The sequence below is a fragment of the Gaoshiqia sp. US2 genome (genome assembly GCF_059705485.1).
In genome coordinates, this window is the sequence record NZ_AP048550.1 from 5,361,643 (window position 1) to 5,380,370 (window position 18,728).

The 18,728-nt window shown below is 46.8% G+C and carries 14 protein-coding genes; 2 read left to right on the top strand and 12 right to left on the bottom strand.

What is annotated here, in order from left to right; genetic code table 11:
* Nucleotides 1–30 precede the first annotated feature (30 nt).
* The 10 genes from AC6H3C_RS21635 to AC6H3C_RS21680 all read right to left on the bottom strand — a co-directional run bounded on the left by AC6H3C_RS21635 (nt 31) and on the right by AC6H3C_RS21680 (nt 15,061).
* A complete protein-coding gene (locus AC6H3C_RS21635; protein WP_497517629.1) occupies nt 31–1,401 on the bottom strand; it encodes a glycoside hydrolase family 27 protein in 1,371 nt (456 codons plus the stop codon).
* A gap of 187 nt (nt 1,402–1,588) precedes the next feature.
* Nucleotides 1,589–3,241, bottom strand: a complete 1,653-nt coding sequence (locus AC6H3C_RS21640) for a glycoside hydrolase family 43 protein (RefSeq protein ID WP_497517630.1) — start codon at nt 3,239–3,241, stop codon at nt 1,589–1,591.
* Complete coding sequence (locus tag AC6H3C_RS21645) at nt 3,226–4,623, bottom strand: family 43 glycosylhydrolase (protein ID WP_497517631.1); 1,398 nt, start codon at nt 4,621–4,623, stop codon at nt 3,226–3,228. Before AC6H3C_RS21645 ends, AC6H3C_RS21640 begins: the two co-directional genes overlap by 16 nt.
* 98 nt (nt 4,624–4,721) lie before the next feature.
* Nucleotides 4,722–6,272 carry a RagB/SusD family nutrient uptake outer membrane protein gene (locus AC6H3C_RS21650; protein WP_497517632.1) on the bottom strand — a complete coding sequence of 517 codons (1,551 nt, stop codon included), beginning with the start codon at nt 6,270–6,272 and terminating at the stop codon, nt 4,722–4,724.
* A 12-nt stretch (nt 6,273–6,284) separates the two neighbouring features.
* Nucleotides 6,285–9,656: a TonB-dependent receptor gene (locus AC6H3C_RS21655; RefSeq protein ID WP_497517633.1), complete on the bottom strand. Its 3,372-nt coding sequence runs from the start codon at nt 9,654–9,656 to the stop codon at nt 6,285–6,287.
* A 98-nt stretch (nt 9,657–9,754) separates the two neighbouring features.
* A complete protein-coding gene (locus tag AC6H3C_RS21660; protein WP_497517634.1) occupies nt 9,755–10,750 on the bottom strand; it encodes a FecR family protein in 996 nt (331 codons plus the stop codon).
* A 77-nt stretch (nt 10,751–10,827) separates the two neighbouring features.
* Nucleotides 10,828–11,388, bottom strand: a complete 561-nt coding sequence (locus tag AC6H3C_RS21665) for an RNA polymerase sigma-70 factor (RefSeq protein ID WP_497517635.1) — start codon at nt 11,386–11,388, stop codon at nt 10,828–10,830.
* Nucleotides 11,389–11,508: 120 nt separating this feature from the next.
* Nucleotides 11,509–12,891, bottom strand: a complete 1,383-nt coding sequence (gene mtaB / locus AC6H3C_RS21670) for a tRNA (N(6)-L-threonylcarbamoyladenosine(37)-C(2))-methylthiotransferase MtaB (RefSeq protein ID WP_497517636.1) — start codon at nt 12,889–12,891, stop codon at nt 11,509–11,511.
* 7 nt (nt 12,892–12,898) lie between these two features.
* Nucleotides 12,899–14,275 carry a tRNA (N6-isopentenyl adenosine(37)-C2)-methylthiotransferase MiaB gene (miaB, locus tag AC6H3C_RS21675; RefSeq protein WP_497517637.1) on the bottom strand — a complete coding sequence of 459 codons (1,377 nt, stop codon included), beginning with the start codon at nt 14,273–14,275 and terminating at the stop codon, nt 12,899–12,901.
* Between the two features lie 105 nt (nt 14,276–14,380).
* Nucleotides 14,381–15,061 carry a ferredoxin--NADP reductase gene (locus AC6H3C_RS21680; protein WP_497517638.1) on the bottom strand — a complete coding sequence of 227 codons (681 nt, stop codon included), beginning with the start codon at nt 15,059–15,061 and terminating at the stop codon, nt 14,381–14,383.
* A 155-nt stretch (nt 15,062–15,216) separates the two neighbouring features.
* Between AC6H3C_RS21680 and AC6H3C_RS21685 the strand changes: the two genes are divergently transcribed.
* On the top strand, nt 15,217–15,720 hold the full coding sequence (locus AC6H3C_RS21685) for a flavodoxin domain-containing protein (protein WP_497517639.1): 504 nt from the start codon (nt 15,217–15,219) through the stop codon (nt 15,718–15,720).
* A gap of 39 nt (nt 15,721–15,759) precedes the next feature.
* Here AC6H3C_RS21685 and AC6H3C_RS21690 read toward each other — a convergent pair whose 3' ends face one another.
* Entirely contained in the window at nt 15,760–16,470 is a 711-nt protein-coding gene (locus AC6H3C_RS21690) for a tRNA1(Val) (adenine(37)-N6)-methyltransferase (RefSeq protein ID WP_497517640.1), read from the bottom strand.
* A 192-nt stretch (nt 16,471–16,662) separates the two neighbouring features.
* Here AC6H3C_RS21690 and AC6H3C_RS21695 point away from each other — a divergent pair, with 192 nt between their 5' ends.
* Nucleotides 16,663–16,863 (top strand): hypothetical protein, encoded by a 201-nt coding sequence (locus AC6H3C_RS21695; RefSeq protein WP_497517641.1) that lies wholly within the window; start codon nt 16,663–16,665, stop codon nt 16,861–16,863.
* 138 nt (nt 16,864–17,001) lie between these two features.
* Here AC6H3C_RS21695 and AC6H3C_RS21700 read toward each other — a convergent pair whose 3' ends face one another.
* Entirely contained in the window at nt 17,002–18,705 is a 1,704-nt protein-coding gene (locus AC6H3C_RS21700; RefSeq protein WP_497517642.1) for a pectate lyase family protein, read from the bottom strand.
* Nucleotides 18,706–18,728 lie beyond the last annotated feature (23 nt).

An 18,728-nucleotide genomic window follows, 5' to 3' on the forward strand; every position in this document is an offset into this window, starting at 1 on the left:
GTCTCGTCATTGAGTAGTTGTTCCTCTAAATTAACGGCTTAATTTGAATAAACCACTGGCATGCGCAGCCAATGCTCTACTAAAGGTGCCCGAAGCCTGGCCCAAATCTTCGCCGCGCCACAAATCTGTAACCGTACATTCCGCGTCAAGCCCTAATTCAGTAAGAGCAACCGATACCTCAACCGGCGCTTCGCTGTCGGAAATATTGAACAGCGCCAGGTATATGTCGCCGGTGTCCGGATTTTTTGAAGTGATGGCCACCTTCCCGCCTTCGTTGAACAACTGACGAACATTCTCACTCTCGCGGTGCATTTTCAGCACTTCTTCGTTGGTCAGCAAAGAAAGGGTGAACTCATCGTTACTCGGCAGATCGCCGCCAAACATCAGGGGCGATTTAAAGATGGTGAACAAGGTCATCAGTGTATATTGCTCATCCGGAGTCAGGCGGCTCATGCGGTCTTCACCCCGTTCGCCGCGGATGGAGATGCGCCCCAGCGGAATCATATCGCAGTCGGGCCAGGTGCCCGGGGCGATGTAAGGATACCACTTCCGGCTAATATCCATTAAGTGGGTGATGTGGTTCCAGGTGTCCCAAACATCGTCGACCATGCGCCACATGTTGGCATGTTCTCTTACATGTTCTGCCGCTTCGATTGGTGTTTCACCCGGCGAAGTACTCAATACAATCGGGCGCCCGCACTGGTCGATGGCCTTGCGGATCAATTCAATTTCGGCTTGATGATAGGGCCGCGACAAGTCATCAATCTTGATGAAATCGATTTCCCATTCAGCATATAGGTCAAAGATAGAATTGTAGTATTCCTGTGCACCGGGTTGATCGGCCAGAATAGTGTAGTTGTCGCGCAGCCATTGGCATTGTAGTTCGGTGCTGTAAATCTGGTCGGCTGTTATGCCATCGGTTCCAAGAACCGGAAGCTTCTGCTCAACGGCCACTTTGGGGATTCCGCGCATGATGTGGATTCCGAACTTCAGCCCCTTGCTGTGAATGTAATCAGCCAGCACTTTAAAGCCCTTTCCCTCAGCCGCCGACGGGAACCGGTTAACAGCGGGTTGATAACGGCCATATTCATCAATCACGTAGCGCGGATCGGTTTGGTTGTAGCCGCCGGCTTTGTCGTTTTCAACAAACCAGCGAATATCCACCACAATGTATTCCCAGCCGTAGGCTTTCAGTTTTTCGGCCATGTAGTCGGCGTTGGCTTTTACTTCGTGTTCTTCCACGGTGGGGCCATAACAGTCCCAACTGTTCCAGCCCATTGGCGGGCTTTGGGCCCAGGTTTTAAACTCTCCTTTGGCAAAAGGTTCGGTTTTTTTGGGAGATTGGCAGGAAGACAAGGAAGCAAGGAGGCTGACAAATAAGATTAAATTCAGAAGTTTCATTTTATTCGATCGTTTATGTTTAGTTTTTGAGCTTGAAATTTTAAAAGTACAAAATACATTTGTTTTTTACAACCAAGCAATTCTATATTGAATACAAATACTGAAAAACCTCAGAGACAATTAATTTATCGAGAACATCCTAACTGTTACAACAAAAAAACTCGTTACAAAAACATAAGGCCATAGCCTATTTCAAATAATCATACCTAAACCAGTCAACATCTACATAACCTTTTTCTCCTTTGATATTGTAGTTAAAGATTCCGATTCGGTCGCCCCGGTAGCTTCCCCAGGTTAGCTGTGAGCTGTTGCCAAAAAATACATAAGATTTTCCGTTGGTACTGACAAAATATTGATTAATGCCGTTGTAGTCCCATATCGATTTGAACCAAACACATTTTCCGGTGAGTTTGATCCCCCGGCTGGCTTCCCCGTTGTATTCATAAACCAAGCGCTGTTCGCCGTTTTCCTGTTTTACGCCAAAAGTACTGTAACTTCCGGTCGAAAGGTGAGTGATTCCGGCGTACTGCCCATCCTCCATGTTGCTGATATCCATCTTTACGGTAACCACACTCTCCTTCGTGCGCAGGACGCGTTGCGTTAGGGTATTTCCGGCCCTGAGGATGATCCGGTTACTTTCATCCGGCCTAATCGGTTTAAAAGCGTAGAGGCGCAGAAACCCTTTGCGGTCGGTTAATGACCATTTATCTGCACGGGGTTGATAGTTCCATTCCCATTGAACGTTCAGTTCAGATGAACTAAATTCATCGCTGGTTTGAATTGCAAGTTTGCTTTTCTTCTCTATTGGTTTCGGGACAGACCATACCATACGGCCGATTGTGTCTTCGCCAACCTCTCCGATAATGGGCCACCCGTGAACCCAATTCACCGGCAACAGGCTCACAACCCGCCCTTCCCAGCTACCTGTGCCATGATGGGTCAGAAAATGCCACTCGCCGGGGGCAACTTCCAACAACCCGCCCTGGTTAGGTTCCTTGTCTTTTTTCGGTTCAACATGGTTTAACTGTTTGGTTTTCCACGGGCCATAAAGACTTTTCGAGCGTCTCATCATAACCACCCTGCCTTCGTCCTTCACTTCACTGAAATAGTGATAGTACAACCCGTTTATTTTATATAATTTGTTTGCTTCGCTACCAGGTGCCTGATGGAATGTAGTGTCGGATTCCATAATCAGGCTTTTCCCGTCAGGCGTCATTTTGAACAGGTGAATGTTGTACTTTTTATTGTTTTTCGGGTCGAGAGCAAAGTTGGTGGCGATGAAATACAATTGTCCATCGTCGTCGCAGAACGAACAACAATCGTCCCACCCTGAAACATTCCAAACCTGGTGGAGCGGCTCCCAGGGGCCGGCAGGGTCGGTTGCCGAACTCATAAAAAAGCCATCGTCGGGCGTTCCGAAATAAACCCAGAACCTATTTTTATAATACCGGATTGAACCGGCCCAAATACCCCTGCCATAACAATTCATCCGGTCCCAGTTTAGTTCGGGGCTTATGCGGGTAAGATCATCAACCACATGCCCGATGATTTCCCAATTAACCAGGTCTTGAGAATGCAATATCACCATTCCCGGGGAATATTGCATGGTAGATGAAATGGCATAATAGTCATCACCGACACGAATGGCATCGAGATCGCTAAAGTCAGCCGGAATGATAGAATTAACATAGGTTCCGTTTCTTTGGTCGCCCCATTTTTCGAAAGGTTGGGCTTGCAGGACGAAAGTTATTGCCTGAAAAAGAGCAAGTAACAAGGTGAGTTTCATTTTATCCATATTGCTGAGACTTTCTGATTCGCTTCCCTTTAGTAAATATTCCACTCCCAGACACCTTTAACACCTTCCTGAATATTCACTCGCAAATACCGGGCTTTTATATTTAGGTTATCAACATGCGGCGATTGAACTTTAATATCGGGATGTCCACCACACGAATTCCACGTTTCTCCATCAACAGAATGCTCAAGTACATAAGCATGACCGGCAGTTGGGCGCACAAAAAAGAGCTCGTTGCGTTTTATTTTCCTGAGTTTGCCCAGGTCAGCAACAATCCAACAATCGTTATCGTCAGGCGAAGCCATCCAGCGCGAACCATTGGCACCGTCGAAAGCGAATTGTGAAACGAAGGACTCAGTCCGCCGGAACAACGAATCCTTCATGAATTTTATATCCAAATCGGGACAAATGCTCGAAGCCTGCGAACTAACCACTGTTATTTTTTTCTCCTGAGGGATTGGATAAAGGGCGCCGACCCCGTCAAGCGTCAAATCCACCGGGCGAACGGTTCCATCATCATTGAACTCTAGTTTATTGACATAGGTTTGCCGGTTCGTGCTGCGCCTCCCAAATTCCAGATACGCAAAATAGTACTCGTCTGTCCCCGGTAAATTAAACACGCACCCGTGACCGGGGCCATAAACCCCACGCTCATAATTTGTCGTGGAAATAATGTCATTTTCAGGGAACTCGAATGGCCCCAGCGGCGACAGCCGGCTTATGATATAGGCATACTGGTACCTTTCGTCTCCTCCCAGCGTGTACAAATAATAGTATATACCATTTCGCTTAAAGAATCCCGGTCCTTCAGAATACCCCTGACGTGGCGTTGGGATAACGGTGTACGAAGTGTCAACAGTAACCATATCGGCGCCCAGTCTGGCTGCATGCCTGCCTTGCCAGAAAACATACGCCTGGTTGTCGTCGTCGATAAAAATCTCTGCATCGATTCCGTACGGGGGCTTTGAGCCTTTCGGTTTCAGAAATGTTGCCGGGGTGTATGGCAGATAAAACGTATCAGGTTCCTGAATAAGTTTGAAAGGCCCGTCAGGCGAATCGGCAACAGCAGGGTACATAAATTCGTTGATCGTCGGGTAAATGTAGTATTTGCCATTGGCTGCCACCGCTTTGCTGGGAGCCCAGTATTTCTGCCCCACTGCCGAAGGGAAGAAATACCCCGAAAAACTCCAGTTTACAAAATCCTTTGACTTCCAAACAACAGGCGGACCGGAAGTTTCCAATCCTTGATCGTACCCGTCGGTGGTAGCATAGCAATAAAAGACGCTGTCAAATACCTGTATGCTGGCATCGGCAATCATATCAGGAACAAGCGAATGGCCGAACGGATTTTTGGGTTGGGCATTCGTCAAGCCAACAGCAATAAAAAAAGAAAACAAAAGCCAGTTGAACCTAAGCGGACAAGCCATAAATTTCAGTTTTAAAATGTGTTAGTCAGGCAACAGAAATAGAAAAGGTGAAGTCCTTTCTTTTTAATTGGGCTTCACCTCCTTTCAAATCACAGATATTAATAACCCGTATTCTGGGTCAGGTTATCGTTATTTTGAATATCCGTTTGTGGGATGGGCCACAACCATCCTTTAGCCGGATCGAAAACGCGGGTGCCCACTTTCACCTGCTCAAACACCCATAAAGAAGGGGTATTTGGGTTCGATAATTTTGAGGTATTGTACCCGTACACATCGTGTACCAGGCTTTGATCTTTCCAGCGATACATATCCTCGTAACGAAGTCCTTCTATCGGAAATTCAACCCTCCTCTCATGCCTGAGAATATTCCGCAGTTCAGCTTTCGACAGGCCTGTTCCCTCAACATCTTCAACACGGGGCATATTCACCCGGTCCCGGACATCATCGATCAGATCATACACTTCCTGCGTAATGTTATCTGACTCAATCAATGCTTCGGCTCGGATCAACAGAATGTCGGCATAACGCAGTTTGATCGTGTTGATTGCACAATTGTTCCTGTCGGTTGTGTATAAATCGGCATATTTTCTTGGGCGGGCGCCGGTTAACACCTCATCATTCGCAGGGATAAATGTCCGGGGCCCCATCGCTGAACCAGGCAACACCACGGTAGCTGCCAAACGCAGATCGCGATTGGCAAACGGATTTTGAGCATTGTAGCCGGAACCGGGAGTATTAATAGGCAAACCGTTTGTCATGTAATACGAATCGATCAGGCTGGTTGCAATGTTCGGGGTAGGCCACTCGCCAAATGAAAGCGCCGAACTTGGCCAAGGTTGCGGACTAAGGTCTTTCATGTATTGAATATCGAAAATGACTTCCACATTGTTTTCATTTTCTTCCAGAAAAATGCCTTCGTAATTGGGGAACAGATCGTAAACATCCAAATCCATTACCGCTTTGGCAGCAACAGCAGCTTCGACCCATTTCTCATTGTACAGAAGTGTGCGGGCTTTATAGGCCAGCGCTGCTCCTTTGGTTGCCCGGCCGACATCTGAACCTGAATAAGTTAGCGGCAGATTTTGAGCGGCAAAATCGAGGTCTTCAAGTACTTTGGTCAATACCTCGCTTTTGGGACTTCGGCTTACTTTCGATTCGTCCAGGCTTTGGACCGCCATAATCAGTGGAACATCACCGTAAAAATGAATCAAATCGGCATAAATAAAAGCCCTGAGGAAGCGAGTTTCGGCTTCCATTTGCCTTTTAACATCATCGCCTACCGGTGCGTTTTCCAAATTCGCCAGAAAGGTGTTTGCACGAACAATCAACGTATAGGCCCGTGCCCATTTTGCACCTGTTGCCCAACTACTCGAATTATGGGTCCAGGATCCAAATTCCATGGAACCTTGCCATGCATGATGACAAAACGCGTCATCCGACATAAAATCGAACTGAAACCAGTGGATCGGTGTATCGTTTTCACGAAGTCCGTTATAAACCCCCATTAAGCCCATCTTTAATTCATTTTCGTTTTGGTAGAAGGTATCGGGAGACAATCGGTCCAGCGGGGTTTTATCCAGGATACCTTCCTGGCAACCGCCCAGCAATCCAAATAATACAATTAATGTAATGATATGTAGTTTTTTCATTGCCTATCAATTTTAGAAATTAACGTTTAAGCCAAGGGTAATAATACGAACCTGGGGATACGCCTGAGCCCGGGTTTCGTCGGTTGTTTGTTCCGGGTCGAATCCCTTGTAGTTTGTAATGGTGAACGCATTTTGTACGTTTCCGTAAATGCGGACCTTACTGATGCCAAGCTTTGATATATGCCGCTGGTCCAGGGTATATCCCAATTCTATATTTTTCAACCTCAGGTAAGAGGCATCTTCCATATATAATTCCGAATGAATATTGTTTCTTACACCATCCAGGGTCAGTTTAGGCAGTTCGTTGGTCGGATTTTCAGGAGTCCAGCGATTTACCCACCAGGCGCCGTTATTGGATGCTGCTCCGCTATACGGCACTGCAATCTCATAATAGGTGTAACCATCAATACCAGCCAGTCCCTGGAAGAACAAGCCTAAATCGAACTGTTTCCAATCCAGGTTCAGTTGCAGTGAATAAGCCAGATCGGGATATTGTTTTCCGATCACCGTCCGGTCTTTATCCATCGACACCACCCCGTCGCCGCTAATATCGCGGTACTTGACGTCGCCGGGGGTAGCCGTAAAGTTAGCCACGGAAACGACCCCGTCTTTGAGTACATAATTCCGGTCGGCATGAGCAATAGAAGGGTCGCTGTTGTTTTGCCATGTGAAATCGGAGATCTGGTAAATACCATCCATTTTATATCCGTAAAATGAATGAATGGCTGACCCTTCGACCAGTGCCGTTGCACCGTTAATGATCGGGCTGCGGCCATACAGATCGGTGATTTCGTTTTTGATATGGGAGAGACTGAGGGTTGAGTTGAATTTCAGCCCATTCGTGAATGTTTTCCGGTACGTAGCAGACAATTCGAGTCCTCTGTTTTTTACCTCCCCAACGTTTTGATAAGGCGGTGTAAGGTTACCCATCGTTACCGGTATTGGAACCTGAATGAGGATATCACTTGTCTTTTTATAGAAGTAGTCAAGTGTGACATCAAAGCTTCTGTTAAAGCTAAAGTCGATACCGATGTTTGTCTGTTCGGATGTTTCCCAGGTCGTTTGTTTGTTCGACATGCCAGTGACGGCAACGCCCGAGTTCAAACCACCCCCTGTTGTATAGTTTATGCCCGTATTCAGGATATCGCTTGCAGCATAATAGGTGTTGATATTTTGATTACCCAACTGTCCCCACGACCCCCTGACTTTCAGAACATCCAACCAGTCCTGGTTCTTCAAAAAGCTTTCTTCAGAAAGGATCCAGCCTAAAGAGAAGGAAGGGAAAGTTCCCCATTTAAAATCTTCTCCAAAACGGGAGGAACCATCCCGGCGTACATTGGCTTCAAAAAGATATTTGTCTGCAAAAATGTAGTTGATCCTTCCAAAAACAGATTGAAGACCCAGATCATATGCCCCTGCATTGTTCTGCATTGTTGACGGGTCTCCCAAATTAAGAATCCGCTGGGTATTGTTAATAAACTTCGACCGGTAGCCACTACTCCATTTCCAGTTAAATTCTTCCTCGGAATAACCGGCAAGAACACTCAGCTCATGCTTTCCAAATTTCTTCTCATAACGAAGCAACGAAGTCAGCAATGTCTGTGTGTTCAGATCATTACGTTCGGTCAGGTCAGAAGTCAGGTAGCGGGTACTGCCGTCCAAATTGGCCAGAAGTACGTTGGCGTGAAATGAGTTTGAATTTGAGTGAATGACATTATATCCATAAGTGACCTGAGCGCTTAGTCCTTCAGCAATTTTGTATTCACCTTCAATTTGAGAGTTGAAAGCGTAACGATCAATTTTACGGGTACTCCCCTCCATAATCTCACCATAAAAGTTACGTTCTCCGATGACGGCAATCCATTGATCACTGGTATTTTTCAAAGGCCAGTTGGGAGCTGTTGCAGCATACCATTTCGCATTCCATTCATCAGTGGGTTCATTGGTGTTTCCTTTGTTACCCGCCAGGCGGGCAGACAACCTGAGCTTTTTATCTTTCAGAAAATAGGAGTCAAAGTTCGACCTGAAATCGACTTTTTCGTAATTCGTCCCTACCAGAATCCCTTCCTGGTCTAAGTATCCCAGCATAAAGGCATATTGCAAGGTTTCAGTCCCTCCATTGATATTCACGCGGTGGTTCTGTATTTTCGCTTTATCATAATAAACATCAAAATAGTTGATATCCGGATACATGGGATCGGTTCCGGAAGCATATTTCTGGATGTCTTCGGCTGAATACCTGGGCTGCATGCCGCTATTAACAGCTGCTTCGTTGTATAAAGTAGTATATTCTACCGAATTAAACACATCCGGCAATGAAGTAGCTGCCTGAACGCCGTAATATCCGTTGTACGAAACGGTCATTTTACCGACTGATCCTCTTTTGGTGGTAATCAGGATGACACCGTTTGCTGCCCGGTTACCGTAAATAGCAGCCGAAGACGCATCTTTCAATACCGAAATGGATTTGATGTCGCTGGCGCTTACATCATTCATATTTCCGGGAAAACCATCAATCAACACCAACGGATCACTGTTATTCAGGGTCCCTACACCGCGAATATTAATCACGGCATCGTCGCCGCCCGGTTTCCCGGATTTTTGCAGGGCATAAACCCCGGAAACTTTTCCCTGAAGAGCAACACTGGAATTGGTCAACGGACGGCTCTCCAAGTCATCCATCTGAACATTTCCCACAGCACCGGTCAGGTTCGCTTTCTTTTGTGTACCATAACCAACGGCTATCACTTCTTCCAAACCGATTGTTTCTTCCTGCAAAGAAATATTGATTACTGATTGCGTTCCAACAAAAACCTCCTGCGACCTCATTCCAACAAAAGAAAAAATAAGCGTGCCATCAGCGGGAATATTAACAAGAGAATAATTTCCGTCTAAATCGGTAATCGCCCCATTGGTTGTACCTTTCAGAAGAACAGTTACGCCAGGTAACGGAAGACGCGCTGAATCGGTTACTTTCCCGGTAACCGGTTTTTGTTGATTGACAAATACGGAGTTTTCCGCAGCTTCTTTCCGTTTAATCACAATATACCGGTCGATCATTTTGTAGTCGAGTCCGGTATTTTGAAGCAATTGGTTCAATACTTCGTCGATATTTTTGGATTTGGCATCAACCGAAATATCCCGGATTCCGAGCACATCATCGTTGTTGTAGTAGAAATAAAATTCTGATTGGTCTTCAATTTGCTTGAGCGCTTCGACCAGCGATTCGTTTTTCAGGCTGAGATTGAGCTTGGTGGCCTGTGAATAACCGGTGGCATGGACACTCATAATAAGTGTCAGGATTAGTAAAGTAGTCAGCTTCATAATACGCACGATCTTTTTTCGCAACCTGAGGTTGCAGTGAAACTCTCGATGTTTTTTCATAAATTTGGTTGTTTTTAATATGAAACACTTGTGTTTTAATTAAACCGGCGGTGGAATGTTCGCAGCATTTCACCGCCTTTCGTTTTAGAGCATAGGCATTACTTTTTTCGGATGTTTATGATGTCTTTCTGATTGGTTTGCGGAAGATATTCGGCCTGAATAGGGGCCAGCAGTTCAAAAGCCTGAAGCGTTTGATGGACCGGCTTATTTCGCAGGATGGTCCCGGTAATTTTATACTGCTCCAAGCCGGGCGATATAAACCGGACCTCCACATTGTACCAGCGTTCCAGCTTACCGGCAATCTCGGCGAGGGTTTCGGACTGGAATACGATGATCCCGTTTTTCCAGCCGGTGAAATCTTCGGTCCGTACACGTTCCACCACAAATTTTTCAGAAGGGGCATTCCGCCCGGCCCGTTGCCCTGGAAAAAGTTCGAGTAGTTTTTCCCCGTTCGTCCGGTTAATCTGTACTTTCCCTTCTTCCAAAACCACCGATTGGTTAGCTTCGTCGCGATAGGCTGAGATATTGAACGAGGTTCCCAATACCTCCACCTCCATTTGGTTGGTTTTTACTTTAAACGGGAGTTTTTTATTTGGCGTCACCCTGAAATAGCCTTCGCCGTCGAGAAACACATCACGCTGATCGCGGTTAAACTGGTTGGGATACCTGAACCGGCTTCCCGAGTTTAGCCACACCTCCGTCCCGTCAAACAAGGTCATATGGCTCATTTGCCCGTCGGCGACTTCGATTTCGGCATATTGAACCGGCATTTGATGGTCGCCGACTGGACGCAGGAGATGACCAACAAGCAGTGTGATCAAAATCACAGCAGCATACTTCATTGCCATGAGACTATGACTTTTTAGTTTGCCGATCCAAATTTGCCGTTGAATTGATTTCCACGAAGATTCGCTGTTTATTCCACGCACCGTCTTCATTTCATTCAGCCCAAGGCGGATATTCCTGGCTTTTTGAAATAAATTGCGGCTTTCATCGTCCTTCAATTCCGGCAAATCGGGCTGTTCTTTTTCATCCGGTTCATGATGAAGCGCCGATGCAGCTAATTGCCAGAATGATTGATCTTTTTTGTCCATTACTCACGATTTCTGTTTATAAGACGTAAAAAACGAAAAGCGAGGGTGACAGCAAAAGAATCTTTTTTGAAAAATTTTTAATGCCTCGGCTTAAACAGAAAATACAACAGAAAGTTCCGAGGTTCCAACTCGTCTTTCAGGAACTGGTAGGCGCGCCCCATTTGTGTTTTTACCGTGTTGACCGAGATGTCGAGACGCGAGGCGATTTCTTTATAACTAAGTCCGTCGAAAGCTGCCATCTCCAGGATTTTCTTTCGTTGTTCCGGCAGCCGGTTTACTGTCCGGTACAAATCGGCATAAAAATCCTGCTTGTCCATCAGCTCCTCATCCGGAAAATCGGGCAATGCTTCGGTTAGCTGAATCAGGTTCTGTTGTTTTTTCCGGGAATAATCAATGAGCTGATTCTTCACCATAAAATACAAATAGGCTTTTACCGATTTCTGAATAAAAATCCGTTCTTTTTGCGACCACAGTTTCAAAAAACAATCGGACACCAACTCTTCTGAAACGGCTAAATTCTGCAGGTACCGGTTGGCAAAATAACAAAGTTGAAGGTAATAACGATCATGGAGAATCCGCAGCGAATCGACATTCCCGCGATAAATATTCTCCCAAATAACCAGATCGCTGTCCTGCATACTAAATGGCTTTACCGATTCAAAAGTACGTATTACTTTTATATAAGATTCGTCAAGCCGGATGTTATAAAGCGACTATCCCGAAACGCCGACAAGCTCCGCTTTTATCCAGGAAGTTCATTACGAACTGATTAACTCACCGGTTAGCCGGGCCTGTTCGCTTTTTCCTTCGAGTTTTTTCAGGCTTACCTTGTGGAAGGAGTTCTTCTGTAGACCGCTGGCTTTAAACCGAACCGGCACATAATGTTCGCCATAGCCGGTGGCGTATCCGCGCGAATCGATGGTTTCGATCAGCACGGTTTGCTGTTTCCCGATAAAGGAGGAAAGATATTTCTCGCGATTCATTTCCGACGCCAGACGGACATGGGCTGATCGCTCGTTTTTAAGTTTCTCCGGAATTTGATCGTCCATCCGCTCGGCGCGGGTACCTTTGCGTACGGAATATTTGAAGGTATGCACATGCCCGAACCCAAAGTTGTTCACCGCATCGATGCTTTCCTGCAAATCGTCTTCGGTTTCGCCCGGAAAGCCCACAATCAGGTCGGTGGTAAAATTGAAGCCCGGATACATGTCCCGGAAACGCTCAACAATGGTTCTGAAACGGTTGAAATCGTACATCCGGCGCATACGAAGCAGTACCTTGTCGGAGCCGCTCTGCAAACACAGGTGCAGGTGGGGCGCCAGTTTCGGATGGCCGAACAAATCGTAAAAACGATCGCCAAAACCATCGGGTTCGAGTGAGGAAATTCGAATACGAAAATCGCCGGGGACATCGAGAATCGCCTCCAATACATCTTCAATAGATTTACCTTCCCACTCGTAACGACCAATATTTACCCCGGTAATCACCAACTCTTTAAAACCGTTTGCCAGGGTTTGCTCCACGTTTTCAATAATTTGCGGCAACGGACGGCTGACCGCTCTTCCGCGAACGGTTGGTATGATGCAGAATGTGCAGAAATTGTCACAGCCATCCTGGATTTTAATGGCGCTGCGGGTGTGCAGGCTTTTATCGACGGTGTTATAATGAAACACATCGGCTTCCAGTTTTTCGGGATGAAGAATTTCGCCGCTGAAATGGGCGTCCACCAGGTTCAGGATGGAGCCTTTGCGGTTATTTTCGACCACGTAGGTGATTTTATTCTCGCCTTCGAGCTTTTCTTTGTAATGATTGGCCATACAACCGGTAACCACCACCACCGAGCCGCTGTTGTTACGCGCCGCCTGACTGATGATGTTCCGCGATTTCTGGTCGCTCTGATTGGTTACCGTGCAGGTATTTACCACCACCACATCGGCCTGTTCTTTAAAATCGACCACCTCGTACCCGGCTTTATCAAAGTCGGACACCAGCGCATCGGTTTCGTATTGATTCAGGCGGCAGCCCAGTGTTTTGAACGCAATCCGGCGGCCTCCCCCTGGCTCTCCAACCTGAACAGCCTGCCCCCGTCCCTCCAAAGGAGGGTAGGAAAAACCGGTATCCGAATATTTATTTTCAGTCATAACGATCTCATATCTTTTCATTTAATAAAGTCTCCTCTTCGGGGATAGGTTGGAGAGTGGCTAACGCTCCGCTCAACGAAAAATCGGCTGCCGAGGTAATTTTCACGTCAATAATCTTTCCCATCAACTCAGGCGTCTGACGATCCAGGCGAACGGTCAGTTTACCTTCGGTCAAGCCGGTTGAGAAGCCCGTTTTCCGGTCGGTTCCGTTCACCAGCAAACGAAGGGTTTTACCCACCATCTCTTCGTTGTAGGCGCGGGTATGTATCCTCATCACTTCAGACAGACGGTGATAGCGGTCTTTTTTGTCTTCCTGCGATACTTCATCCTCCCAACGGTAACTGGCTGCGCCTGGCCGTGGCGAATACATGGCAATGTAGGCCATATTGAATTTGAACTCGTGAAAAGCCGCCACGGTATTCTGGAATTCGGCTTCGCTTTCGCCCGTAAAACCAACAATGATATCGGTAAACAAGGTGCCCTGAGGAATGAGTTCCCGGATATCGGCCACAATCTTCCGGTATTTATCCATCGAGTGGCGGCGGTTCATTTTAATCAGCACTTTCTCATCGCCACTTTGCATGGGCAGGTGGATTTGTTTGGCCAGACAAGGATATTCTGCAATCACTTCGATCACTTCGCGGGTCATATCCTGCGGGTGCGGCGAGGTAAAATATACCCAAAACTCTTCGCCCGACACCTTGCCGTACTCGCCAATCCGGCGCAGTAACCCGGCAAAACTGATTTCTTCATCGTTTTTATCCAACCCGTACGAGTTCACATTTTGCCCCAACAGGGTGATGGATTTATAACCCTGGCTGACAAGATGCTTCACCTCATCCAAAATATCTCCCGAGGGGCGCGACACTTCGCGTCCTCGGGTGTATGGCACCGCGCAAAAAGTGCAAAACTTATCGCAGCCGTTCTGGATGGGCACAAACGCTTCGTAAGTGGACTGGTATTTGGGTTTGATGTGCCACAGGTCGGCAATGTGTTCATTTTTCGGCATGACCGGTTTGGAAACTTGCAGCGAGGCCGCATTCACCACACCGTAATTGCGGATCATATCCGGGAACTGGCTCAGCTCACTCATCTGGAAAATGAGGTCAAATTGTTTGAGCAATTTTTCCTTATCAGCCGCCAGCACACAACCCGAAAGAAAGGTAATCAGGTTTCGCTTGTTTTTCCACCGGTTCCATTGGGCAATTTTGTTATACACCTTATCGATTGGTTTTTGCCGCACCGAACAGGCCAACATGCCCAGCAGATTTGCTTCTTCTTCATTTTCGGTACGCATATACCCCATCTGTTCCAACACGGCGGCTACCCGCTCGCTGTCAGACAGATTCATCTGGCAACCCAATGTAATTAAGTGGTATTTCATTCAAAAAGTTTCAAATTTCAAGCTCATGAACAACTAAGTACCTGACTACCAAAGCTTCTACGTAAAACTACGACCATCTTTTGTCTTACTACTTACTACTCACTACTAAAAATACACTTCGCACTGAATCTGGTCGCGCTCAAATCCTTTGTTTTTGAGAATTTCAAGCGCATCAAAGATCATGTTGCTGTTTCCGCAAAGGTAAAACTGCGTTTGCTTGTCAAAGTTTGTTTTTTTCAGGTATACGGTCAGCCGGCCGTGCACATGTCCGGTTTTATCGCCCGAAGTACACAGGACATAGCGGTCGGGGGCATATTCATGCCGGTCGTAAGCTTCGTTCCCGTAGCGTACGCCGTGAATCAGCCGATAATCCAGCCCGGGATAAGTTCGCACCATGCTTCTAAAAGGCGCAATGCCGGTGCCGCTGGCAATAAACACAAATTTATGGTCAGCTGCTTTTTTCTCATCCATGCGGAATTTGCCAAAGGGCCCGTTCACTTCAACCAGGTCGCCTGGTTTCAGTTTGCTGAGCTTCGGCGTGAAGTACCCATCTTTCACTTCTTTCACCAGCACTTCCAGGTACTCGTCATTTTCGCCGCTGTAAATGGAATATTCCCTGCTTTGGTAATCGCCCAGGATACCCAGTGAAATGTGTTGCCCGGCCCGGTATTTGAACCGGCTTTTCGGCAAACGCAACGAAAAAGTTTCATCGGTTAGTCTCCTGAGTTCTTTTACCTTGTAAAAGCTTTCATCAATTCTGATTTCCTGTTTCAATTCTATGGACATTGTTCTTGTTTTGGGTTGCAAAGATAATCATTTCTATTTAAAAGATAATTTCATCTTTATTTATCTGATCTTGCCGATTATTTTCCATCCTTAACCGATAAAAAGACCATTTGTTCTGTCACGAGTCTTTAATTTTGATCGAAAATCTCCATGCCATGAAAACGATGATCATCTTTATGTCAACTCACGGATGTACCGAACAGGTTGTTCATGAATTGGCAGGCAAGCTAAGCGGCGAAGTGGTCCTTCATCATCTAAAAGAAGACAAACACCCTGATTTCAGCCGATTCGACCGGGTGATTATCGGCGGCTCTATCCATGCAGGGCAAATACAACGGCGTGTTCGCGAATTTTGTCTGAATAATCTCGAGCAGCTGACGCAAAAAGAAATCGGGCTGTTTATTTGCTGTATGCACGAAGGAGAAGAAGCCATCAGCCAATTGAGTGATGCTTTCCCCGAAAAACTGCATCAATACGCCAAGGCCGAAGCCATCCTGGGAGGTGAGTTCAATTTTGAAAAAATGGGATTCCTGGAAAAAATGGTCGTAAAAAAAATAGCCAAAGTGGATCACACGGTCAATAAAGTGGATCACACGGCCATTGAACGGTTTGCCAAACGCATGGAAAAAACATTTGCCCCGTTTATGCTTTTGATTTGACAGGTCGTGCCAAGTCAACAGTAAACAGTCAGAAGTTTATCAAAAAGCCAGGTAAAAATCCCTGGTCAGTTCGCGGTACTGATCGGTATATTCAGCCGATTCCGAATTTCGGATAGTCACCCGGTGTTCATCCGTTTGCCCCGGCGAGCAGGATAATTCGACCAGAATCCGGTGCGGTTCGCGGGTCTCATCGGGCAAAACCAGACAAAAGCGATGGATATACAGGCCCAGGTCATAGGCTAAAAAACGCAGCCTGCCTTCCTGATCTGCCGAAAGGATCAGGCTGATTTTTCCGTTTTCAGCAAGTATCTTTTGGGCTTTCATCAGTAAATCAGACAGGCTCAGGCTGTCGGAATGACGGGCCTGAGCACGCTTACTGTTTGCTGATTTCGGCGAATTTTCGAAGAACGGCGGATTTGAAATGATGTGGTCGTACTTCTCCTGAGTCTCAAAATTCTGGAATGCGCAAACAACCAGCTTGATCCGGGATTTCCAGGCTGAGTTGTTAAAATTTGCCAGCGCCTCGGCCGCCGCTTCAGGCTCCAACTCAACCGCATCAATTGAGCCGCTGCAACGCTGGGCCGCCATCAGAGCCAGCAAACCGGTGCCTGTACCAACATCGAGCACGCGTTTTTCTCCGTCAAAATTAGCCCAGGCGCCCAATAAAACGCCGTCGATCCCAACTTTCATCGCTGCTCTCTCCTGAACAATCTGAAACTGTTTAAACCGGAAAAAATTATTTCGCCCCATTCTTTCAGTCAATTTTACTGCAAAATAAATGGAAAATCAATAACACGGCCCGGATTGCCATATTAGTTTTGTGTTAAGAAGATGATCTTTCACCCCTCTTCCCGTAAAAAAGCAAAGATGATTCATTGAATTTTATACATTTGCACCGCTTTAAAAAAGTAGAATATACTTTAGTGGAATAAAGAAACAGACATGAAGAAGAGAGATTATTACATTTTGGGTCTGTTGGCCTGCCTGGTGGTTTATGCCTCACTCAACCGAAACGGACGAGTCAACGCGAAACCGGAACCGGCAGGTTCAAAATGGGAACAAAGTGTAAACACACAGGAAAATGCAGCCAAACCCGATTCAATCAGGGAAAACGCAGCACCCGTAATAAAGGCAGGAGTTTAACAAGAACCTCTGCCTTTGTTTTTTACGGATGTTTCTACGCCCGGAATCTGTCATTCAAAAACATAAAAAAGTTCCGGGGACTCTTCCCCGGAACACACCTAAACCAAATTAGCCACCTATACTGGCTGCTTCTTTGTATTAGTTCTCAAGCCGGTTATTCAAATAAACTTCAACGTTGGTATAATCCGGGTGCAAGGTATTCCCGCTATGATCTTCCGGATCATTCGGATCGAGTCCATTGGCCCGTTCCCAGTCATCATCCATTCCGTCGTGATCAAAATCGGTCATTTGCCCGTAAGTTGCCAGTACCGGAAATCCGCCTACCTCGTTCTCCGAATCGATAATGCCGCTGCCTGCCCCGTAAATGCCGCCGTAAGCCGCCGTACCTGTCCGCACTTCGTTGATGATTCGGGCATCGAGCGGATCGCGTTTTTTGCTGGCTCCGGCCCAGTTTAATACATCGTCGAATGCAAGCTGTGCCGAGGTGGTCGTTATCCCGCCCGTCGAAAAAGGGCTGCTTGCCCGCACCGAAGCATCGACCAACCCCTGAACGCCGCCGGCCCAGTTATCGGCGGTAATGGCCGGATAACCTTCCACATAATTACCCTCAATATACCATTTACTGTCGGGGACAGCGCTCAGACTGTAAATTTCAACAATCCGGTTCTTTTTACCCGATTGCGTGGCCGGACCCGATTTAAAATAGTTGTTCACCAGGTTGTGTTGCCCCAGTTCTCCGCCATATGTACTGTTCGCCCCCCAGTTGTAGATTACGTTGTTCCTGAAATCAACAATTTCCCGATCGCTGGTATCCGGATGATACCGGGCACCGGAAAACCGCGGGTTCCGGCTGGTATGGTGGGCAATCAGGTTGTGATGAAAACTGGCTCCCATCCCACCACAGATACCGCCATACCCGTGATCGCCTTTGGGGTGCGTAGAATGGTAAAAACTTTCGCTGATGATGGACCATTGCATCGTAAAATTTTCGTTATCGTAAAAACTGGCCACTTCATCATTGGCCCAGCTGAATGAACAATGATCAATCAGGATATTGGAGCAGTTACGCCCCCAGGCGGCATCGTACTCTCCCGAACCTTTAGCCGACCGGAAACGCAGATAGCGAATGATCACATTATTCAGGCTATCCTTTAACTGCATATAATCTTTTGAAATACAAATCCCGTCGCCGGGTGCCGAATGACCGGCTATGGTCAGGTTACCCTGTACAATAATCAGCGGCGATTTCAGTTCGACGGTGCCGGATACCCGGAACAAAATGGTACGGGCGCCGGATTGATTAATTGCCCAGCGCAAACTACCCGGTTTGCCATCGTCGCTCAGGTTCTCAACAAAAAGAATTTTACCTCCCCTGCCACCCGTGGTATAACGGCCAAAACCCTCAGCTCCGGGGAAAGCGTCTTTGTTTGAGATTGGCTGCGGATTGGCTGCCGGCAGGTTTTTCACCGAAATGGGTAAAACGACCGATTTCTGATTGTTTTGCTGATCCACAACCTCGACACGCAAACCGGTTGTTGTTAAAGCATAAGGAAGTTCCAGTTCAAACCGGTAAACTAATCGTCCTTCCAGCGAAAAATCCCGGACGAGCGTTGATTCATTCGTTTGATTGACCAGAATTGCCGAATAACTTTTCAACGGAACTTCACCGGTAATTTCGCCTGTAACCAAGGGTCTGTAAGCCGACAAATCCACCGTCAACGGGTTTGCATTGTCGAAATTGACTTCAATGGCAGAAGCCCGATCCGGATCGTCGTCCTTACAGGCATTGACGGCAATCAACAAAAACAGCATGCCCGCGAATGTGCATAACTTTATCTTCATCTCTTTTGCGGTTATTGTGATCG